General features: G+C 71.2%; 12 protein-coding genes. 6 read left to right on the top strand and 6 right to left on the bottom strand.

Going from position 1 to position 15,383, the window contains the following annotated elements:
• Nucleotides 1–38: 38 nt before the first annotated feature.
• A complete protein-coding gene (locus ACFCV8_RS30830; RefSeq protein ID WP_030933606.1) occupies nucleotides 39–395 on the bottom strand; it encodes an iron-sulfur cluster assembly accessory protein in 357 nt (118 codons plus the stop codon).
• Between the two features lie 277 nt (nucleotides 396–672).
• On the opposite strand from ACFCV8_RS30830, the gene nadA reads away from it, so the two are divergent.
• From nadA to ACFCV8_RS30815, 3 genes are all read left to right on the top strand, one after another.
• Nucleotides 673–1,869 (top strand): quinolinate synthase NadA, encoded by a 1,197-nt coding sequence (gene nadA, locus ACFCV8_RS30825; protein WP_376688778.1) that lies wholly within the window; start codon nucleotides 673–675, stop codon nucleotides 1,867–1,869.
• Between the two features lie 117 nt (nucleotides 1,870–1,986).
• Nucleotides 1,987–3,405, top strand: coding sequence for an esterase/lipase family protein (locus ACFCV8_RS30820; RefSeq protein WP_376688777.1), 1,419 nt, complete (start codon nucleotides 1,987–1,989; stop codon nucleotides 3,403–3,405).
• Nucleotides 3,395–6,922, top strand: coding sequence for a tetratricopeptide repeat protein (locus tag ACFCV8_RS30815; protein ID WP_376688776.1), 3,528 nt, complete (start codon nucleotides 3,395–3,397; stop codon nucleotides 6,920–6,922). Before ACFCV8_RS30820 ends, ACFCV8_RS30815 begins: the two co-directional genes overlap by 11 nt.
• 26 nt (nucleotides 6,923–6,948) lie before the next feature.
• Here the strand turns inward: ACFCV8_RS30815 and ACFCV8_RS30810 are convergent, their stop codons facing one another.
• Entirely contained in the window at nucleotides 6,949–7,407 is a 459-nt protein-coding gene (locus tag ACFCV8_RS30810; RefSeq protein ID WP_376688775.1) for a carboxymuconolactone decarboxylase family protein, read from the bottom strand.
• Nucleotides 7,408–7,493: 86 nt separating this feature from the next.
• Between ACFCV8_RS30810 and ACFCV8_RS30805 the strand changes: the two genes are divergently transcribed.
• Nucleotides 7,494–8,369: a sigma-70 family RNA polymerase sigma factor gene (locus ACFCV8_RS30805; protein WP_376688774.1), complete on the top strand. Its 876-nt coding sequence runs from the start codon at nucleotides 7,494–7,496 to the stop codon at nucleotides 8,367–8,369.
• A gap of 28 nt (nucleotides 8,370–8,397) precedes the next feature.
• Here the strand turns inward: ACFCV8_RS30805 and ACFCV8_RS30800 are convergent, their stop codons facing one another.
• Nucleotides 8,398–8,688: a hypothetical protein gene (locus ACFCV8_RS30800; RefSeq protein WP_376688773.1), complete on the bottom strand. Its 291-nt coding sequence runs from the start codon at nucleotides 8,686–8,688 to the stop codon at nucleotides 8,398–8,400.
• A gap of 174 nt (nucleotides 8,689–8,862) precedes the next feature.
• On the opposite strand from ACFCV8_RS30800, the gene ACFCV8_RS30795 reads away from it, so the two are divergent.
• Nucleotides 8,863–9,708 (top strand): helix-turn-helix domain-containing protein, encoded by an 846-nt coding sequence (locus ACFCV8_RS30795; protein ID WP_376688772.1) that lies wholly within the window; start codon nucleotides 8,863–8,865, stop codon nucleotides 9,706–9,708.
• Nucleotides 9,687–9,884 (top strand): DUF397 domain-containing protein, encoded by a 198-nt coding sequence (locus ACFCV8_RS30790; protein WP_376688771.1) that lies wholly within the window; start codon nucleotides 9,687–9,689, stop codon nucleotides 9,882–9,884. The genes ACFCV8_RS30795 and ACFCV8_RS30790 overlap by 22 nt, the downstream gene beginning before the upstream one ends.
• Before the next feature lie 72 nt (nucleotides 9,885–9,956).
• Here the strand turns inward: ACFCV8_RS30790 and ACFCV8_RS30785 are convergent, their stop codons facing one another.
• The 3 genes from ACFCV8_RS30785 to ACFCV8_RS30775 all read right to left on the bottom strand — a co-directional run bounded on the left by ACFCV8_RS30785 (nucleotide 9,957) and on the right by ACFCV8_RS30775 (nucleotide 15,269).
• The gene (locus tag ACFCV8_RS30785; RefSeq protein ID WP_376688770.1) at nucleotides 9,957–13,103 is read right to left on the bottom strand and encodes an efflux RND transporter permease subunit; all 3,147 of its coding nucleotides are present in this window, start codon (nucleotides 13,101–13,103) and stop codon (nucleotides 9,957–9,959) included.
• A 187-nt stretch (nucleotides 13,104–13,290) separates the two neighbouring features.
• Nucleotides 13,291–14,004 (bottom strand): response regulator, encoded by a 714-nt coding sequence (locus ACFCV8_RS30780; RefSeq protein ID WP_376688769.1) that lies wholly within the window; start codon nucleotides 14,002–14,004, stop codon nucleotides 13,291–13,293.
• Nucleotides 14,001–15,269, bottom strand: coding sequence for a sensor histidine kinase (locus tag ACFCV8_RS30775; RefSeq protein WP_376688768.1), 1,269 nt, complete (start codon nucleotides 15,267–15,269; stop codon nucleotides 14,001–14,003). Before ACFCV8_RS30775 ends, ACFCV8_RS30780 begins: the two co-directional genes overlap by 4 nt.
• Between the last annotated feature and the right edge of the window lie 114 nt (nucleotides 15,270–15,383).

Genomic DNA, 15,383 nt, shown 5'->3' with positions numbered 1-15,383 from the left:
CGCCGCCGTCGTCGTTGCCTCTTCAGCCGGCCGGGGGCTTAGCTGAAGGAGTCGCCGCAGGCGCAGGAGCCGGTGGCGTTGGGGTTGTCGATCGTGAAGCCCTGCTTCTCGATGGTGTCGACGAAGTCGATGGAGGCGCCGCCCAGGTAGGGGGCGCTCATCCGGTCGGTGACGACCTTGACGCCGTCGAAGTCCTTCACCACGTCACCGTCGAGCGAGCGCTCGTCGAAGAAGAGCTGGTAACGCAGGCCGGAGCAACCGCCGGGCTGGACGGCGACGCGCAGCGCCAGGTCGTCGCGGCCTTCCTGCTCCAGCAGGCCCTTGACCTTGGCTGCGGCGGCGTCGGACAGGAGGATGCCGTCGCTCACGGTGGTGGTCTCGTCCGATACGGACATCTGCTTCTCTCCCGGGTTGTACGGAGACTGCTTGCCGACGTTGCAACCGTCGGCACCGCGGATTCATTCCGGGCCGAGCGCTTGCCTGCTCCATTCATGCTCGCACACCGGTCCGCCGGGGGGATGCGTCACATCGACGCTATGGACATCGTCAAAGTGACGTGAAACGGATATGATAGATAGCGTCAATTAGACGAAAAGGGTTCTGGGCTTCGCTCCTTCACGGAAGCCGCCAGCAGACCCGGCAGACCCAGCAGCTTTCAGCAGAGAAGAAAGGGTGCGTGACGTGACCACGGCCCACCCCGTCCAGGATCTCGACGTCCAGCCGACGCCCCTCGCCCTGCTCCTGCTCGGCCGCGAGGCCGACCCGAGGAGCGAGCGCGGCGTCGAGTGCCCCGGCGACCTGCCCTCCCCCTCCGACCCGGACCTGGTGGAGCGCGCCCGCGCGGCCAAGGAGAAGCTCGGGAACAAGGTCTTCGTCCTGGGCCACCACTACCAGCGCGACGAGGTCATCCAGTTCGCCGACGTCACCGGCGACTCCTTCAAGCTCGCCCGGGACGCGGCTGCGCGGCCGGAGGCCGAGTACATCGTCTTCTGCGGCGTGCACTTCATGGCGGAGTCGGCGGACATCCTGACCACCGACGCCCAGAAGGTCGTGCTGCCGGACCTGGCGGCGGGCTGCTCCATGGCCGACATGGCCACCGCCGAGCAGGTCGCCGAGTGCTGGGACGTGCTGGCCGAGGCCGGGATCGCCGAGCAGGTCGTGCCGGTCGCGTACATGAACTCCTCCGCCGACATCAAGTCCTTCACCGGGCGGCACGGCGGCACGATCTGCACCTCCTCCAACGCCAAGCGGGCGCTGGAGTGGGCCTTCGAGCAGGGGGAGAAGGTCCTCTTCCTGCCCGACCAGCACCTGGGCCGGAACACCGCCGTCCGCGACATGGGCATGTCGCTGGAGGACTGCGTCGTCTACAACCCGCACAAGCCGAACGGCGGCCTGAGCGCCGAGGAGCTGCGCGGCGCGAAGATGATCCTGTGGCGCGGGCACTGCTCGGTGCACGGCCGTTTCTCGGTGGAGTCGGTCAACGACGTGCGCGAGCGGATACCGGGCGTGAACGTCCTGGTGCACCCCGAGTGCAAGCACGAGGTCGTGGCGGCGGCGGACTACGTCGGCTCGACGGAGTACATCATCAAGGCCCTGGAGGCGGCCCCGGCCGGCTCGAAGTGGGCGATCGGCACCGAACTGAACCTGGTCCGCCGACTGGCGAATCGTTTCGCCGCCGAGGACAAGGAGATCGTCTTCCTCGACCGGACGGTCTGCTTCTGCTCGACGATGAACCGGATCGACCTGCCGCACCTGGTGTGGGCGCTGGAGTCGCTGGCGGAGGGCAACCTCGTCAACCGCATCGAGGTCGACCCCGAGACGGAGAAGTACGCCAAGCTCGCGCTGGAGCGGATGCTGGCGCTGCCGTAGCCGTCAACGGCGCCGGTGGGCGAACGGGCCGATTTTGTCCGTCCGCACACCGGCGCCCCCTCCCTCTACCTACGCTTCTGTGTCCGAGATCGGCACGGCGACGGGGGCGGGAACCGCATGACACAGCGCAGCAGGGTGGACGATCTGGTGGTCGTCGTGCCGGGCATCCTGGGCAGCCGCCTGGCGGACGGGGACGGGCACGAGGTCTGGGGGCTCTCCGGCAAGGCCCTGCTGCGGGGCATCGGGACCTTCGGCAGGTCCGTCAAGGGGCTGGAGCTCGGCCCCGACCTGGGCGACGCTCATCCCGGTGACGGCGTACGCCCCATCGGCCTGACCCCCGACCTGCACGCCCTGCCCGGGGTGTACATGCCGGTCGACGGGTACAGCGGCCTGCTGGACTGGCTCGAGCGCCACTTCACCCTCCGGCGCCGACTGCCGGACGACGAGGACGGCACCCCGGTCAACCTGGTCGCCTTCGCGTACGACTGGCGGCTCTCCTGCCGCTACAACGCGGACCGGCTCGCCGAGCGGGTCGACGAGGAGCTGGGCCGCTGGCGGGCCTCCCGGGCCGACCGGCGGGACGCGAAGGCGGTCTTCCTCTGCCACTCCATGGGCGGCCTGGTCACCCGGCAGTACGTCGAACGGTGCGGGGGCGCGGAGGTCACCCGGCGCGTGATCACGCTCGGGACGCCGTACCGGGGCTCGCTGGACGCGCTGTTGTACCTGGTCAACGGCTTGCGGCGCGGGATCGGCCCGGTGGGTCTCGACCTCACCGCGTTCGCCCGCAGCCTGCCCTCCCTGCATCAGCTCACCCCTGACTACGCCTGTCTGGCCACGGCCTCCGGTACGCCGCTGCGGTACGCCCGCGAGGTCACCGGGCTGCCGGGGGTGGACGCGGCGCTGCTGCGGGACGCGGAGCTGTTCCACGCCGGGCTGCGGGCGTCGGGGGCGGGTGCGGCGTACGGAGTGGAGTACGTGCCGGTCGCCGGGGTGCTCCAGCCGACCCCGACGACGGCGGAGATCCACGGCGGCACCCTGCGCGAGGCGCTGGCCATCGAGGGGGTCGACGAGGGCGGCGACGGGCGGGTGCCCCGGCTGTCCAGCGCTTACGTGGGCGCGGGCCGGGCCGCGTACACCCCGTGGGAGAAGCACGGCTCGCTCCAGAACAACCGGGCGGTCCGCCAGGCCCTGTACGGCTGGCTGACCCCGGAGCCGCCCGTGCACCGGGGCGCCGACGACGGGGAGGTGCCGCTCGCCGTGGACGCCCCGGAGCTGCTGACGGAGGGCGACGCCTACGAGATCCGGGCCACCGTTCCGGCGGGGACGGCGGGGTACGACCGGGTCGCCCTGTTCGCGGCGGTGGAGGGCGGACCGGTGCGCCGGATGACCAACCGGGGCGCGGGAGAGTACACCGCCCGCCTGGCCGGGCTTGCCTCGGGCGCGCATCGGGTGCGGATCTGCCTGCGGGATTCGGCCAATGTGGTGATGACGGCGCTGGTACTGGTCCTGGAGCGGGGTGCCGACGGTGACGCGTGAGACGGGAGATCCCGGGCCGAAGCCGGTGGGCACGGCGCTGTGCGTGGTGTGCGAGGAGTACGAGGACGGGCGATTCCCCCGGCTGCCGGGGGCGATGGCCCAGATGGACCGGATCGTCGGGCTGCTGGCGGGGCTGGGGTACGAGACCCGGAAGGTGGGCGGCGGGAATCCGTCGCGGGCCGCGTTCCACACGGAGAGCGACGCGTGGTGCGAGGGCTGGCTGGCGACGGGGGCGCCGGGACCGGCCCTGCTCGTCTGGTCGGGCCACGGTGAACTGGCCGATGAGGAGTTGCGGCTCGTCCTCTCGGATCTGGTGCTGGGCGACGACCCGGGGATGCGGCAGCGGCGCCTGCGGAACGACGGGGTTCCGGTCGAGCGGCTGGTCAACGACGCCACGGCGTCGGGCGCCGACCAGATCCTCTTGGTCGTGGACACCTGTCACGCGGGCGGCGCCGTGGCGGTGAGCGTGGAAAAGGTGCTCCGGCGCTGGGAGGCGGAGTCGCCACCTCCGGGACACTCCAAGTGGCTCGGGATCATGGCCAGTTGCCAGAGCAACGAGACCTCCGACGGCAGCGGCCCCCTGCTCGAAGCCCTGACGGAGGTGCTGGAGTCGGGGCCACTGAGCCACGAGTACCGCTCCGCGTGGAGCCCGCACAACGCGCTGGTCAGGGGTACGGATCTGCTGGACGCACTGAACAGCCGGTGGCGGGGCGAGGGGCAGACACCGGTCCCCGCGACCGCCGGTACCGGTCAGTCCGTCTTCCCGAACCCGCTCCACTCCCCCGGCGCCCCCGCCAAGCTGGTCGAGCATCTGGTGCTGGCGGCGCGCGGGGTCGGCCACCGCGAGGAGGGGTGGTTCTTCACCGGCCGGAAGGCGGTGCTGGGCCGGATCGTGGACTGGATGGGGACGGGCGGCCCCGGCCTCTTCCTGGTCACGGGCCCGGCGGGGTGCGGAAAGTCCGCCGTGCTGGGCCGGATCGCCACCCTCACGGACCCGGTGCAGCGCGCGGAGGCCGTCGCCCACGGGGCCCTCCGCGACGGCGACCCCGACCCCGGCGTACGGGCCGACCGCGCCGCCGTCGCGACCGTGCACCTGCGCGGGCTGGGCCCCGTACAGGTGGCCGAAGAACTGGCCCGGCAGCTGGGGCTCCCCACGCCCCGGAACGCGGACGACTTCCGCGCCGAGCTGCGCGAGCTGTCGCCCGGGCCGACACTGGTCCTCGACGGCCTGGACGAAGTCCCCGTCGATCACATCCAGAGTGTCATCGAGGAGCTGGTCTTCCCGATCAGCCGGTCCGTCCCGGTCCTCCTCGGCTCACGCGACCGCCCGTTCCGAGGGCGGATCGACGAGAACGAGACGCTTCCGGCGGCGCTGGCCCGGCTGATCGGCGCGCAGGTCACCACGGCCGATCTCGAACGGGAGCCGCACACGCGGGAGAACATCCACGAGTACGTGCTCCGCCGCTGCATCGCGGCGGGCATGCCGGACGGCCGGGCCGAGGAGACCGCCACGGCCATCGCCGCACGGGCCACGGACATCGGCGGCGGCTTCCTCTTCGCCCGCCTGGTGACCAGCTCGATCCTCGCGAGGCTCGGCTCCGGCGACCGGGGCGGGCCGCGCGACCTGCCCGAATCCATCGAGGCGGCGTTCGAGGACGACCTGCGGTCCGGAGCCGTACGCAAGCGACCGGACGGAACCGAAATTCCCTCCGCGGCAAAGGACTTGCTGACCGCGCTCGCCTGGACGGCGGGCCGGGGCATGCCCGCGGGCGGGGTGTGGGAGGCGGTGGCCGGTGCGCTGGGCGGCGGGGACACCGTCTACGACGAGAGCGACGTGGACTGGGTGCTGGCGGAGTACGGCCGCTACGTCGTGGAGGACTCCGAGAACGGCCAGGCGGTGTACCGGCTGTACCACAGGGAGTTCGTGTCCCACCTGATGCGCCGGGAAGGACCGGACGGCAAGGATGCCGGCACGGCGGTGCTACGGACACTGGTGGGGCTGGTGCGGCAGCAGGCGCGGGTGGGGGACTGGTCGTCCGTCGACCCCTATGCGAGGCGCAAGCTCGTGAGCCATGCGGTGCGGGTCGGGGCCGCGGGGATCGAGATGCTGCGCGGGCTCGCTGACTGGGACGAGGAAGTGGCGCTGCCGTATCTGGCGGAGGCCATGCACGACTTCTCGGCCGCACTGTCCCGGTCAGGGGAGCGCGAGGCCGCACTGAGCTGGTCCCGCGGGGCCCTGAGCCTCTACACAGAACTCAACGAAACCCGGGCGCCGGGGTACCTGCCTGACCTCGCCATGTCCCTCAACAACCTCGCCAACCACCTCGCCGACACCGGAGACCGCCAAGGCGCACTCACCCCCGCACACGAAGCCGTCAACCTCTACCGCGAACTCGCCCAACAACACCCCGCCACCTTCAACCCCAACCTCGCCACCTCCCTCAACAACCTCGCCAACCACCTCGCCACCACCGGAGACCATCAAGCCGCACTCCAGGCGTACGACACAACCATCGAGGCCATGGCCGACGGGCACCCGTCCACCGTTCGTCTCCTCACCTACGAGCGCGACAGATTTCTGCTCCGGAGCCCGGCGCAGTCGACTGCGGCAGGCGTCAAGGGCCTCGTAGTGCTGCTCAGCGCCCCGCCCACCGGCAGCTCCGACTACGTCGCTCTGCGCGCCCGGCACGCCCTCCGCGCACACGCGCGCGAGTCAGCGGAGAACCGCGACGCGCTGGCTACTGCCTGGCAAGCCCAGACCGGCGAACCCGCCCCTGCCTGGCTGTGTCTCTCCCCTGACACGCTGGACACCGTCAACGCCTGGCTGGCCACGCCCACCTGGTCGGATTCACGTGACCACTGGCTGGCGCACAGCGACACCCTGAGCAGCGCCGAGGCCACGACCGCCCTCGCCGAGTTCGGGCTCGTCTCCCCCGACACCGCAGCACAGCACGAAGCGCTCCGCGCGGAGATCATCGCCAATGGCGCCCCGGCGGCCTACGCCCCGTTGGTCCTCGGGGAACAGCTCGCCGCGTGGGTCGAGTGCGTCGACTGGGAGCAGTCGGCGCAGTTCCTCCAGGATCGCCCTGAGCTGTTGGGCACCGACGTCCCGGTCGACCTCCCACCGGTCCACGCGGCACTTCTCCACGCAGCCCGCACCGAGGACATCGCTGCCGCCCACCGGCTCGTCCAGGACCGTGCCCACCTCCAGGAGTACGTGCAACGCGCGCTCACCGCCGGGGACGCCGAGGCGCTCGACGCCGCCTCGGCCATCGAGGGAGAGGTCTTCTCCGACACGCTCTGCTCGCTCACCCATGCCCAGGCTGCCCGGATACTCGCGGACGCGGCCGACGGCGTCGACCCCGGCGAGCTCGCCCCGCTCCTCGTGGACGCCTCGCCGGACACCCGTAACCGCCTGGTCGCGGAGGTCGCCACGCTCAGCGCGACGCACGCCCACCGGCACGCGGCGCTCTGGGTCCGGATCATCCAGGTCCTCGCCGGTACCGCGACGGAGTGACCGTCGCGGTACCGGCCGTGCCCGGCTCAGCCCCAGGTCCGGCCGGCCGGTTCCTTGATGGTGCGGTTGATCCGGTTGAAGAAGTTGGTCATCGCGATCTCCAGGTTGATCGCGCCGATCTCCTCCTCGGTGAAGTGGGCGTTGACCTCCTCCCAGATCGCGTCGGTGACCCCCTCCGCACCGTCCTGGAGCCGGGTGGCGGCCTCGGCGAGGGCCAGTGCCGCGCGCTCCGCGTCCGTGTAGAACGGCGCCTCGCGCCATGCCGCCACGTTGTGCAGCCGCTCGTCGGTGTCACCGGCCTTCCTGCCTCCGGCGACACTCGCGTAGACGCAGGCCGAGCAGCTGTTGATCTGGCTGACGCGCAGGTGGATCAGCGAGAGCAGCTTCGGGTCGACGCCCCCGGCGGCGATCGCCTTCTGCAGGTGCCCGACGCCCTTCCACAGGTCGGGGTTGCTGATGTTCTTGTTCTTCAGACGGTTCTGCATGGCAGGTGATCTCCTCGGTCGGGGTTACGTCGCGGGCCCGGTGCCCGTCACCCCTATGACGGAGCAGCTCCCAGGGAGGTAACAACATGTCCGGCACCCAGCCCGCCGACCCGGTCGCCGAGGCCTTCGAGGCGCATCGCGACCGGCTCACCGCCGTCGCCCACCGTGTGCTCGGCTCGCACGCCGACGCGGACGACGCGGTCCAGGAGGCCTGGCTGCGGCTCTCCCGCCAGGACGCCGGCACCATCGACAACCTCGGCGGCTGGCTGACCACCGTGGTCGGCCGCATCAGCCTGGACCTCCTGCGCTCGCGCGGCACGCGCCCGGCGCTCTCCTTCGACGACGGCCCGCCCGAGGTCACCGTGACGCTCGACGACGGTCCGGGCCCGGAGGAGCTCGTCGCGCTGGGCGACTCGGTGGGACTCGCGCTGCTGACGGTCCTGGACTCGCTGCGCCCCGACGAGCGGCTGGCGTTCGTGCTGCACGACGTGTTCGCCGTGCCCCACGGGGAGATCGGCACCATTCTCGGCAAGTCCGCCGACGCGACCAAGATGCTCACCAGTCGCGCCCGCCGGAAGGTACGGACCGCCCGGCGGTCGGAGGGTGAACGGCAGCAGCAGCGCGAGGTGGTCGGGGCGTTCATGGCCGCGGCCCGCGAGGGCCGGTTCGAGCGGCTGCTGGAAGTCCTCCACCCGGAGGTGGAGTTCACCGTCCACACCGCCGAGGGGCGGTTCGTCACGATCGGGGCCACCGAGGTCGCGGGCCGCGCCCGGGTGGCCGCCGCCTCGGCGCTCGGACGGGCGGCGACCGTCGACGGCCTCCCCGGCATCATCGCCTGGAACCCGGACGGCACCCCGCTGTCCGTGCTCGCCTTCGTCGTCACCGACGGCCGCATCAACGGGATGACCGCCGTGGTCGACCCGGCCGCACTCGCGCGCATGGACCTGCCCGCCCCCGCGTGACCGCCCGCCCGCCGACGACGGGACATCCTCAGGGCCGCTGCTCCTCCAGCCACCGGTCCTCCAGCCGCTCGCCCCGGCTGTTCGCGATCCTGAGGGTGTCCCGCAGCGACTCCGCCAGGCGTACCCCGGCGAACCTCAACTCCCGCTCACCCACCACGGATTCGGCCAGCAGGGCCCGCGCCTCGTCGAGTACGTACGCGGCGGATTCCAGCAGGCTCGCCTCCACGTCGTCGGCCAGCCGCGACAACCTGCTGTCCGGGTCGTCGGTACTCAGGTAGCACGGGACCCCGCCCTCGCCGACCCATGGCAGCAACCGCATGGGCCGCCCCTCCGCATCGCACATCATGTCGCCCCTGCCTCCGATCGAGGGACACCCTGGTGCCCCGCGGCACACGACGGTTACCGTGTGTGCACCAATCGTCGCGCTACGGCGCACCGCACCAACAGGATCGCCACGTCCCGGTGTTGGGATCGGGATACAGGAAAGGCGCACATGGCATTCAAACCCCAGCCCCTGAACCCGTACCTCTCCGCCCGCCACTACTTCGGCTCCGAACAGCGCCGCCACCGCGAGCTCGCCGGGCTCTCGCTCGTACAGCTGGCGGACATCCTGAACTCCAGCAAGAGCGCCCTCGCCCGGATCGAGACGGCGGAGCTGATGCCCCCGCCGGACATCCCCGACCGGCTCGACGCGGCGTTCGGCACGGACGCTCACTTCCACGGGCTGTACGAGCTGGCCAAGAAGGAGATCCACCCGGACCAGTACCGGCGTTACATGGACTTCGAGTCCAAGGCCGAGGTCATAGAGCAGTACGAGCCGCAGGCCCTGCCGGGACTGCTCCAGACGGAAGCGTACGCACGCGAAAACCTGCGCTGCCAACGCGACTTGACCGAGGAACAGGTGGAGCAGCGGGTCATGGCGCGGATGGCCCGACAGGAGAGGCAGCGTTCGGACGCGCCTCCGTTCCGATGGGCCATCATCGACGAGGCGGCGCTGCGGCGGCGGATGGGCAGCCCCGCCGCCATGCGCGAGCAGCTGGCTTCTCTGCTCGCCCAGGTGAACACCCCGGACAGTAGTATTCAAGTGATGCCGTTCAGCGCGGGGTTCCACTCGTTCATGGGCGGCTCGCTGACTCTGCTGACCCTCCCCGACGGTGCGCAAGTGGCCTACGAAGAGGGCATCAAGGCCGGTCATCTCTACGAAGGGCCGGGCGCGGTGAAGAAGTGGCGGCGCCAGTACGAAGTGCTGCGGGCCAACGCGCTCTCGCTGCCCGAGTCGGCGCTCATGATCCGGACTGTGATGGAGGGCTACTCATCATGCGACACACCCCCGAGCTGAGCCGCGCCCGCTGGCGCGCCAGCAGCCACAGCAACACCAACGGGGGGAACTGCGTCGAGGTCGCCGACGACTTCCCCGGCATCGTCCCCGTACGCGACAGCAAGAACCCCACCGGCCCCGCACTCCTCATCGCCGCCCCCGCCTGGGACGACTTCGTCGCCTCGCTCAAGCGGTAGCGCGCCGCGCAGCACGAACGGCCTGTCCCCGCTTGCGCGTGGGACAGGCCGTTCGGCTTTCTCAGGGGGCCGTTACACGCCCGAGGGCTCCGCTTCGCGGATCTCCTCGGCCGGGGCGGCGGGCCCGCCCGCCTTCTTCGCCCGCTTGGCCGCCTTCTTCTTCGCGCGGCGTTCCTTGCGGAGTTCGACCATCGCGTAGAGCGTCGGGACCAGGAGCAGGGTCAGCAGCGTCGACGTGATCAGACCGCCGATCACGACCACCGCGAGCGGCTGCGAAATGAAGCCGCCCTCGCCGGTGACCCCGAGGGCCATCGGGAGCAGCGCGAAGACCGTAGCGAGCGCGGTCATCAGGATCGGGCGGAGGCGGTGACGGCCGCCCTCGACGACGGCTTCGACGACGCCCATGCCCTGGGCGCGGTACTGGTTGATCAGGTCGATCAGCACGATCGCATTGGTCACCACGATGCCGATCAGCATCAGCATGCCGATCATCGCCGGGATGCCCATCGGAGTGCCGGTGATGACCAGCAGGCCGATCGCGCCGGTGGCGGCGAACGGGATGGAGACCAGCAGGATCAGCGGCTGGATCAGCGACTTGAAGGTCGCCACGAGCAGCATGAAGACGATCGCGATCGCCGCCAGCATGGCCAGGCCGAGCTTCAGGAAGGCGTCGTTCTGGTCCTCGGAGACACCGCCGATGGTGACGGTGGCGCCGTCCGGGAGCTTCAGCGCGTCGATCCTCTTCTGGAGGTCCATGCTGACCGCGCCGGTGTTGTCGCTGGTGGGGCGGGCGGTGATGGTGGCGGCGCGCTGGCCGTCGATCCGGGTCATCGAGACCGGGCCGGGGACGAGTTCGACGTCGGCGACCTGGCCCAGCTCGACCGGGCCGAGCGGGAGCTTCTTCAGCTCGGCCATGGTGGTGGCGGGGTGGGCGGACCTGATGACGATGTCGCGCTCGGTGTCGTCCATGACGGCCTTGCCGGCCGGGGTGCCGCGTACGGCTCCGGCGACGGCCGCGCCGAGGGCGTTCTGGTCGAGACCGGCTTCGGCGGTCCTGGGCGTGGCCGTGACCGAGATGCGCGGGACGCTCTGGGCGAGGTCGCTCTGGACGTCGGTGACGTCCTTGATCCCGGCGACCTCCTTGCGTACCGCCTCCGACGCCTTCTTCAGGACGTCCGCGTCGGCCGCCTTCACGACGACGCTGAGGTCCTGGCTGCCGAAGCCGTCGCCCGCGGAGATGGTGGTGTCACCGATGCCGTCGAGCCGGGCGAGGGACTTCTCGATGCGGTCCTGGGTGGCCTCGAACTCGCCCGAGTCCTTCAGGGTGATCTGGTACGAGGCCTGGTTGGCGCCGGTGCCGCCGCCGAAGGCCGCCATGAAGCCGGACGAGCCGACGGTGACCTGGTAGTCCTTGACGCCCTTGTCGTCGGCGAGGACCTTCTCGACCTTCTTCGCCGCCTCGTCGGCCGCCGCCAGGCTGGTGCCCGGGGTCAGCTTCTGCTTGATGGAGAGGACTTCCTGCTCGCCCTGGTCGAAGAAGTTGGTCTTCAGCAGCGGGGCCATGCCGAAGGTGCCGAAGAGCACCACGAAGGCGATGACGATGCTGGTGATCCGGCGCCGGGTCGCGAAGCGCAGGACCGGGACGTACAGCCGCTGGAGCCGGCTGCGGGCCTCCTTCTCCTCCGCCTGGCGGCGGGCCTCGTCCGGGTCCTCGACGGTGCCCTTCGGGGCGCGCAGGAACCAGAACGAGAGGACCGGGACCACGGTCAGCGAGACCAGCAGGGAGGCCAGCAGGGCCGCCGTGACGGTCAGCGAGAACGAGCCGAACAGTTCGCCGACCATGCCGCCGACGAGGCCGATCGGCAGGAAGACGGCGACGGTGGTGAGGGTCGAGGAGGTGACCGCTCCGGCCACTTCCTTCACCGCGGTGATGATCGCGGACTGGCGCTCCTCGCCGTAGCCGAGGTGGCGCTTGATGTTCTCCAGGACCACGATCGAGTCGTCGACGACGCGGCCGATCGCGATGGTCAGCGCGCCCAGCGTGAGCATGTTGAGCGAGAGGTCGCGGGTCCAGAGCACGATCAGCGCGAGGACCACGGAGAGCGGGATGGAGACCGCGGTGACCAGGGTCGAGCGCAGCGACGCGAGGAAGACCAGGATCACGACGACCGCGAAGAGCAGGCCGAGCGCGCCCTCGGTGGTCAGGCCGGAGATGGCCTTGGAGACGGCGGGGCCCTGGTCGGTGACGACGGTGAGCTCGGCACCGGCGCCGAGGCTCTTGCGCAGCTCGGGCAGCTTGTCCTTGACCGCGTCGGAGATGGCGACGGCGCTGCCGTCCTTGTCCATCGTGGCCATCACGGCGAGGCTCGGGCGGCCGTTGGTACGGGTGATGGAGACCGCGCCGGCCTCCTCCTGCTTCACCGTGGCGACGTCACCGAGACGGACCGGCTTGCCGGACTTGCCGGTGGCCGGGTCCTTGGCGACGACCCGCAGGTCCTTGATCTGCTTCAGCGAGGTGAAGGCGGAGCCGACCTGGACGGTGCGGCTCTTGCCCGACTCGGCGAAGGAACCGGCGGGGACGGTCGCGCCGCCCGCCTGGAGCGCCTGGGCGAGCGTCATCGCGTTCAGCCCGGCGGCGGCGAGCTTCTTGTCGTCGGGGGTGACGGAGACCTGGAGGTCCTGGACGCCGTCGACAGTCACCTGGCCGACGCCGCTGATGTCCTCCAGGGCGGGGACGACGGTGCGGTCCAGCTGGTCGGCGAGGGCCTGCTGGTCCTTGTCGGAGGTGACCGCGAGGACGACGGCCGGGATGTCGTCCGTCGAACCGGCGATGACCTGCGGGTCGACGTCCTGCGGAAGCTGCGAGCGGGAGCGGTTCACCGCCTGCTGGATGTCGGCGACGAGCTGCTTGGTGCCCGCCGAGCCGAAGTCGAAGGTCGCCATGATGACGGCGCTGCCCTCGCTGGCGGTCGAGGTGATGCCGGTGACGCCGTCGACCGCCTTGAGCGAGTTCTCCAGCGGTTCGACGACCTGCTTCTCGACCACATCGGGGGACGCTCCCTGATAGGGGGCGATGATCGACACCATCGGAAGCTCGATGGTGGGCAGCAGCTGCTGCTTGAGCTGAGGTATCGCGATCGCGCCGAACACGAGCGCGACGATCGAGATCAGTCCGATCAGGGCCCGTTGCGCGAGGCTGAATCTGGACAGCCAGGACATGGGTGAGGTCTCTCTTCTGTGGCTTACGCGGCAGGTGGGCGGCTGCTCGAAGGGCAGAACCGGCCCACTTATACGATCTCCTGCCGATCGGGGTGCGGACGTCGGCCCCAGGTCGCTTTCTTACGCCGCGCATACCGCAGGTGGAGTACGCCGTCTCTCCACCTCTCCCCCACCCTGGGGCGGTCCGTCACTCCACCCTTGGGCGCACCAGGCCGGATTCGTAGGCGATTACCACCAATTGGGCCCGGTCCCTGGCGCCCAGTTTCGCCATCGCCCGGTTCACATGGGTCTTGACGGTGAGCGGGCTGACCGCCAGCCGTTCGGCTATCTCGTCGTTGGAGTGACCGCCGGCCACCTGGACGAGCACTTCGCGTTCGCGGCCGGTGAGGGCGGCGAGCCGCTCGGAGTACTCCGCGGTGCTCGGGCCCTCGCCGTCCGAACTGCCGCCCTGCGCGAGGAAGGTGGCGATCAGCCCCTTGGTCGCGGCCGGGGAGAGCAGCGCCTCGCCGCCCGCGGCGATCCGGATGGCGTTGAGCAGTTCCTCGGGTTCCGCTCCCTTGCCGAGGAAGCCGGAGGCCCCGGCCCGCAGCGACTGGACCACGTACTCGTCGACCTCGAACGTGGTGAGCATGACGACCCGTACGTCGGCCAGTTCCGGATCGGCGCTGATCAGGCGGGTGGCGGCGAGGCCGTCCGTGCCGGGCATCCGGATGTCCATCAGCACCACGTCGGCGCGTGCCGAGCGGGCCAGCTCCACGGCCTGGGCGCCGTCCGCGGCCTCCCCGACCACCTCCATGTCGGGCTCCGAGTCGACCAGCACCCGGAACGCGCTGCGCAGCAGGGCCTGGTCGTCGGCGAGCAGCACCTTGATGGGCGGCGCCGTGTCGCTGGGCGGTGTCATACGGTCTCCCCCGTCCGGCCCGCCGCGTCCGGCTGCCCGGACTCCGCGGTGCGGGCCTCGACGGGCAGGATGGCATGGACCCGGAAGCCGCCTCCGTAGCGGGGTCCGGCGGTCAGGGTGCCGCCGAGCGCGGTGACCCGTTCACGCATGCCGAGCAGGCCGTGGCCGCCGCCGGAGTTCTCGGCGCCCTTGCCTGTTCCGTTGCCGGTCCCGTTGTCGAGGACCGTTATCTCGGCCGTGAATCCGACCCGTACGACGCTCACCTCGGCCCTGGCGCCGGGGCCCGCGTGTTTGCGTACGTTGGTCAGCGCCTCCTGGATGACCCGGTACGCGGCGAGGTCGACGGCGGCGGGGAGCGGGGGCCGGCGGTCGGTGCAGGCCACCTCCACGGGGAGCCCGGCCCGGCGGACGGTGTCGACCAGCGCGTCGAGCACGGCGAGCCCGGGGGCGGGTTCGGTCGGCGCCTTCGGGTCGCCGGACTGGCGCAGCAGTCCGACCGTGGCCCGCAGTTCGTCGAGCGCGGAGCGGCTGGCCTCGCGGACGTGGGCCAGCGCCTCCTTGGCCTGGTCGGGGCGGCGGTCCATGACGTGGGCGGCGACCCCGGCCTGCACGTTGACCAGGGCGATGTGGTGGGCGACGACGTCGTGGAGGTCGCGGGCGATCCGCAGCCGTTCCTCGGCGACCCGCCGCCGGGCCTCCTCGTCGCGGGTGCGCTCGGCGCGTTCGGCGCGCTCCTGGATGGCGCCGATGAAGGCGCGCCGGGAGCGGACGGCGTCCCCGGCGGCTCCGGCCAGCCCGGTCCAGGCGAAGATCCCGAAGTTCTCCTGGCTGTACCAGGGGGGCGGGCCGAAAAGCATCGCCGCGGCGGTCGGCACGGCCATCGTCAGTACGCCGACCCGCCAGGTGGTGGGCCGGTCGGTGCGGGCGGCGACGGTGTACAGCGCGATGACGGTGCTCATGACGACGGGCGCGGGCGGGTCGAAACTCACCAGCTCGACGACGGTCAGCGCGGCGGTGACGGCGAGCACCACCAGGGGGTTGCGGCGCCGCCAGATGAGCGCCACGGCCCCGGCCACCATCAGCAGCAGGCTGACCGGCGCGGGCGGTTCGGTGCCGAATTCGAGCCCCTGGCGTGCGCGTGCGTGCACGAACGCCCCGACGACCATGGCGACCAGCACGGCCAGGGCCAGCGCGGCGTCCAGCGCGAGGGGGTGGCCGCGCAGCCAGTGGCGCAGGCGCAGGCCCCGGGTTCCGAGGGTGGTCACGTCAAGCTACGTTACGGCGTGTCGCCCGCGAATCCGTACGGGTCCCGTACTTCCGTACGGAGGCATCCGCTCTTCCCGCCGTGTCCCGGCGGCCCCGGGCCACCGGGACACGGC

This window comes from Streptomyces sp. NPDC056347, from assembly GCF_042262625.1.
In the GTDB taxonomy this organism is placed as follows: Bacteria; Actinomycetota; Actinomycetes; order Streptomycetales; family Streptomycetaceae; genus Streptomyces.
This window is presented reverse-complemented; position numbering and strand designations above follow the sequence as displayed.

What these genes read in the sequence shown, in the direction of transcription:
- ACFCV8_RS30805 (WP_376688774.1), top strand. Translation starts at nt 7,494, where the DNA reads ATGTCCGGCACCCAGCCCGCCGACCCGGTCGCCGAGGCCTTCGAGGCG.
- ACFCV8_RS30830 (WP_030933606.1), bottom strand. Translation starts at nt 395, where the DNA reads ATGTCCGTATCGGACGAGACCACCACCGTGAGCGACGGCATCCTCCTG.
- ACFCV8_RS30785 (WP_376688770.1), bottom strand. Translation starts at nt 13,103, where the DNA reads ATGTCCTGGCTGTCCAGATTCAGCCTCGCGCAACGGGCCCTGATCGGA.
- ACFCV8_RS30790 (WP_376688771.1), top strand. Translation starts at nt 9,687, where the DNA reads ATGCGACACACCCCCGAGCTGAGCCGCGCCCGCTGGCGCGCCAGCAGC.
- ACFCV8_RS30795 (WP_376688772.1), top strand. Translation starts at nt 8,863, where the DNA reads ATGGCATTCAAACCCCAGCCCCTGAACCCGTACCTCTCCGCCCGCCAC.
- ACFCV8_RS30780 (WP_376688769.1), bottom strand. Translation starts at nt 14,004, where the DNA reads ATGACACCGCCCAGCGACACGGCGCCGCCCATCAAGGTGCTGCTCGCC.
- ACFCV8_RS30820 (WP_376688777.1), top strand. Translation starts at nt 1,987, where the DNA reads ATGACACAGCGCAGCAGGGTGGACGATCTGGTGGTCGTCGTGCCGGGC.
- ACFCV8_RS30810 (WP_376688775.1), bottom strand. Translation starts at nt 7,407, where the DNA reads ATGCAGAACCGTCTGAAGAACAAGAACATCAGCAACCCCGACCTGTGG.
- ACFCV8_RS30800 (WP_376688773.1), bottom strand. Translation starts at nt 8,688, where the DNA reads ATGCGGTTGCTGCCATGGGTCGGCGAGGGCGGGGTCCCGTGCTACCTG.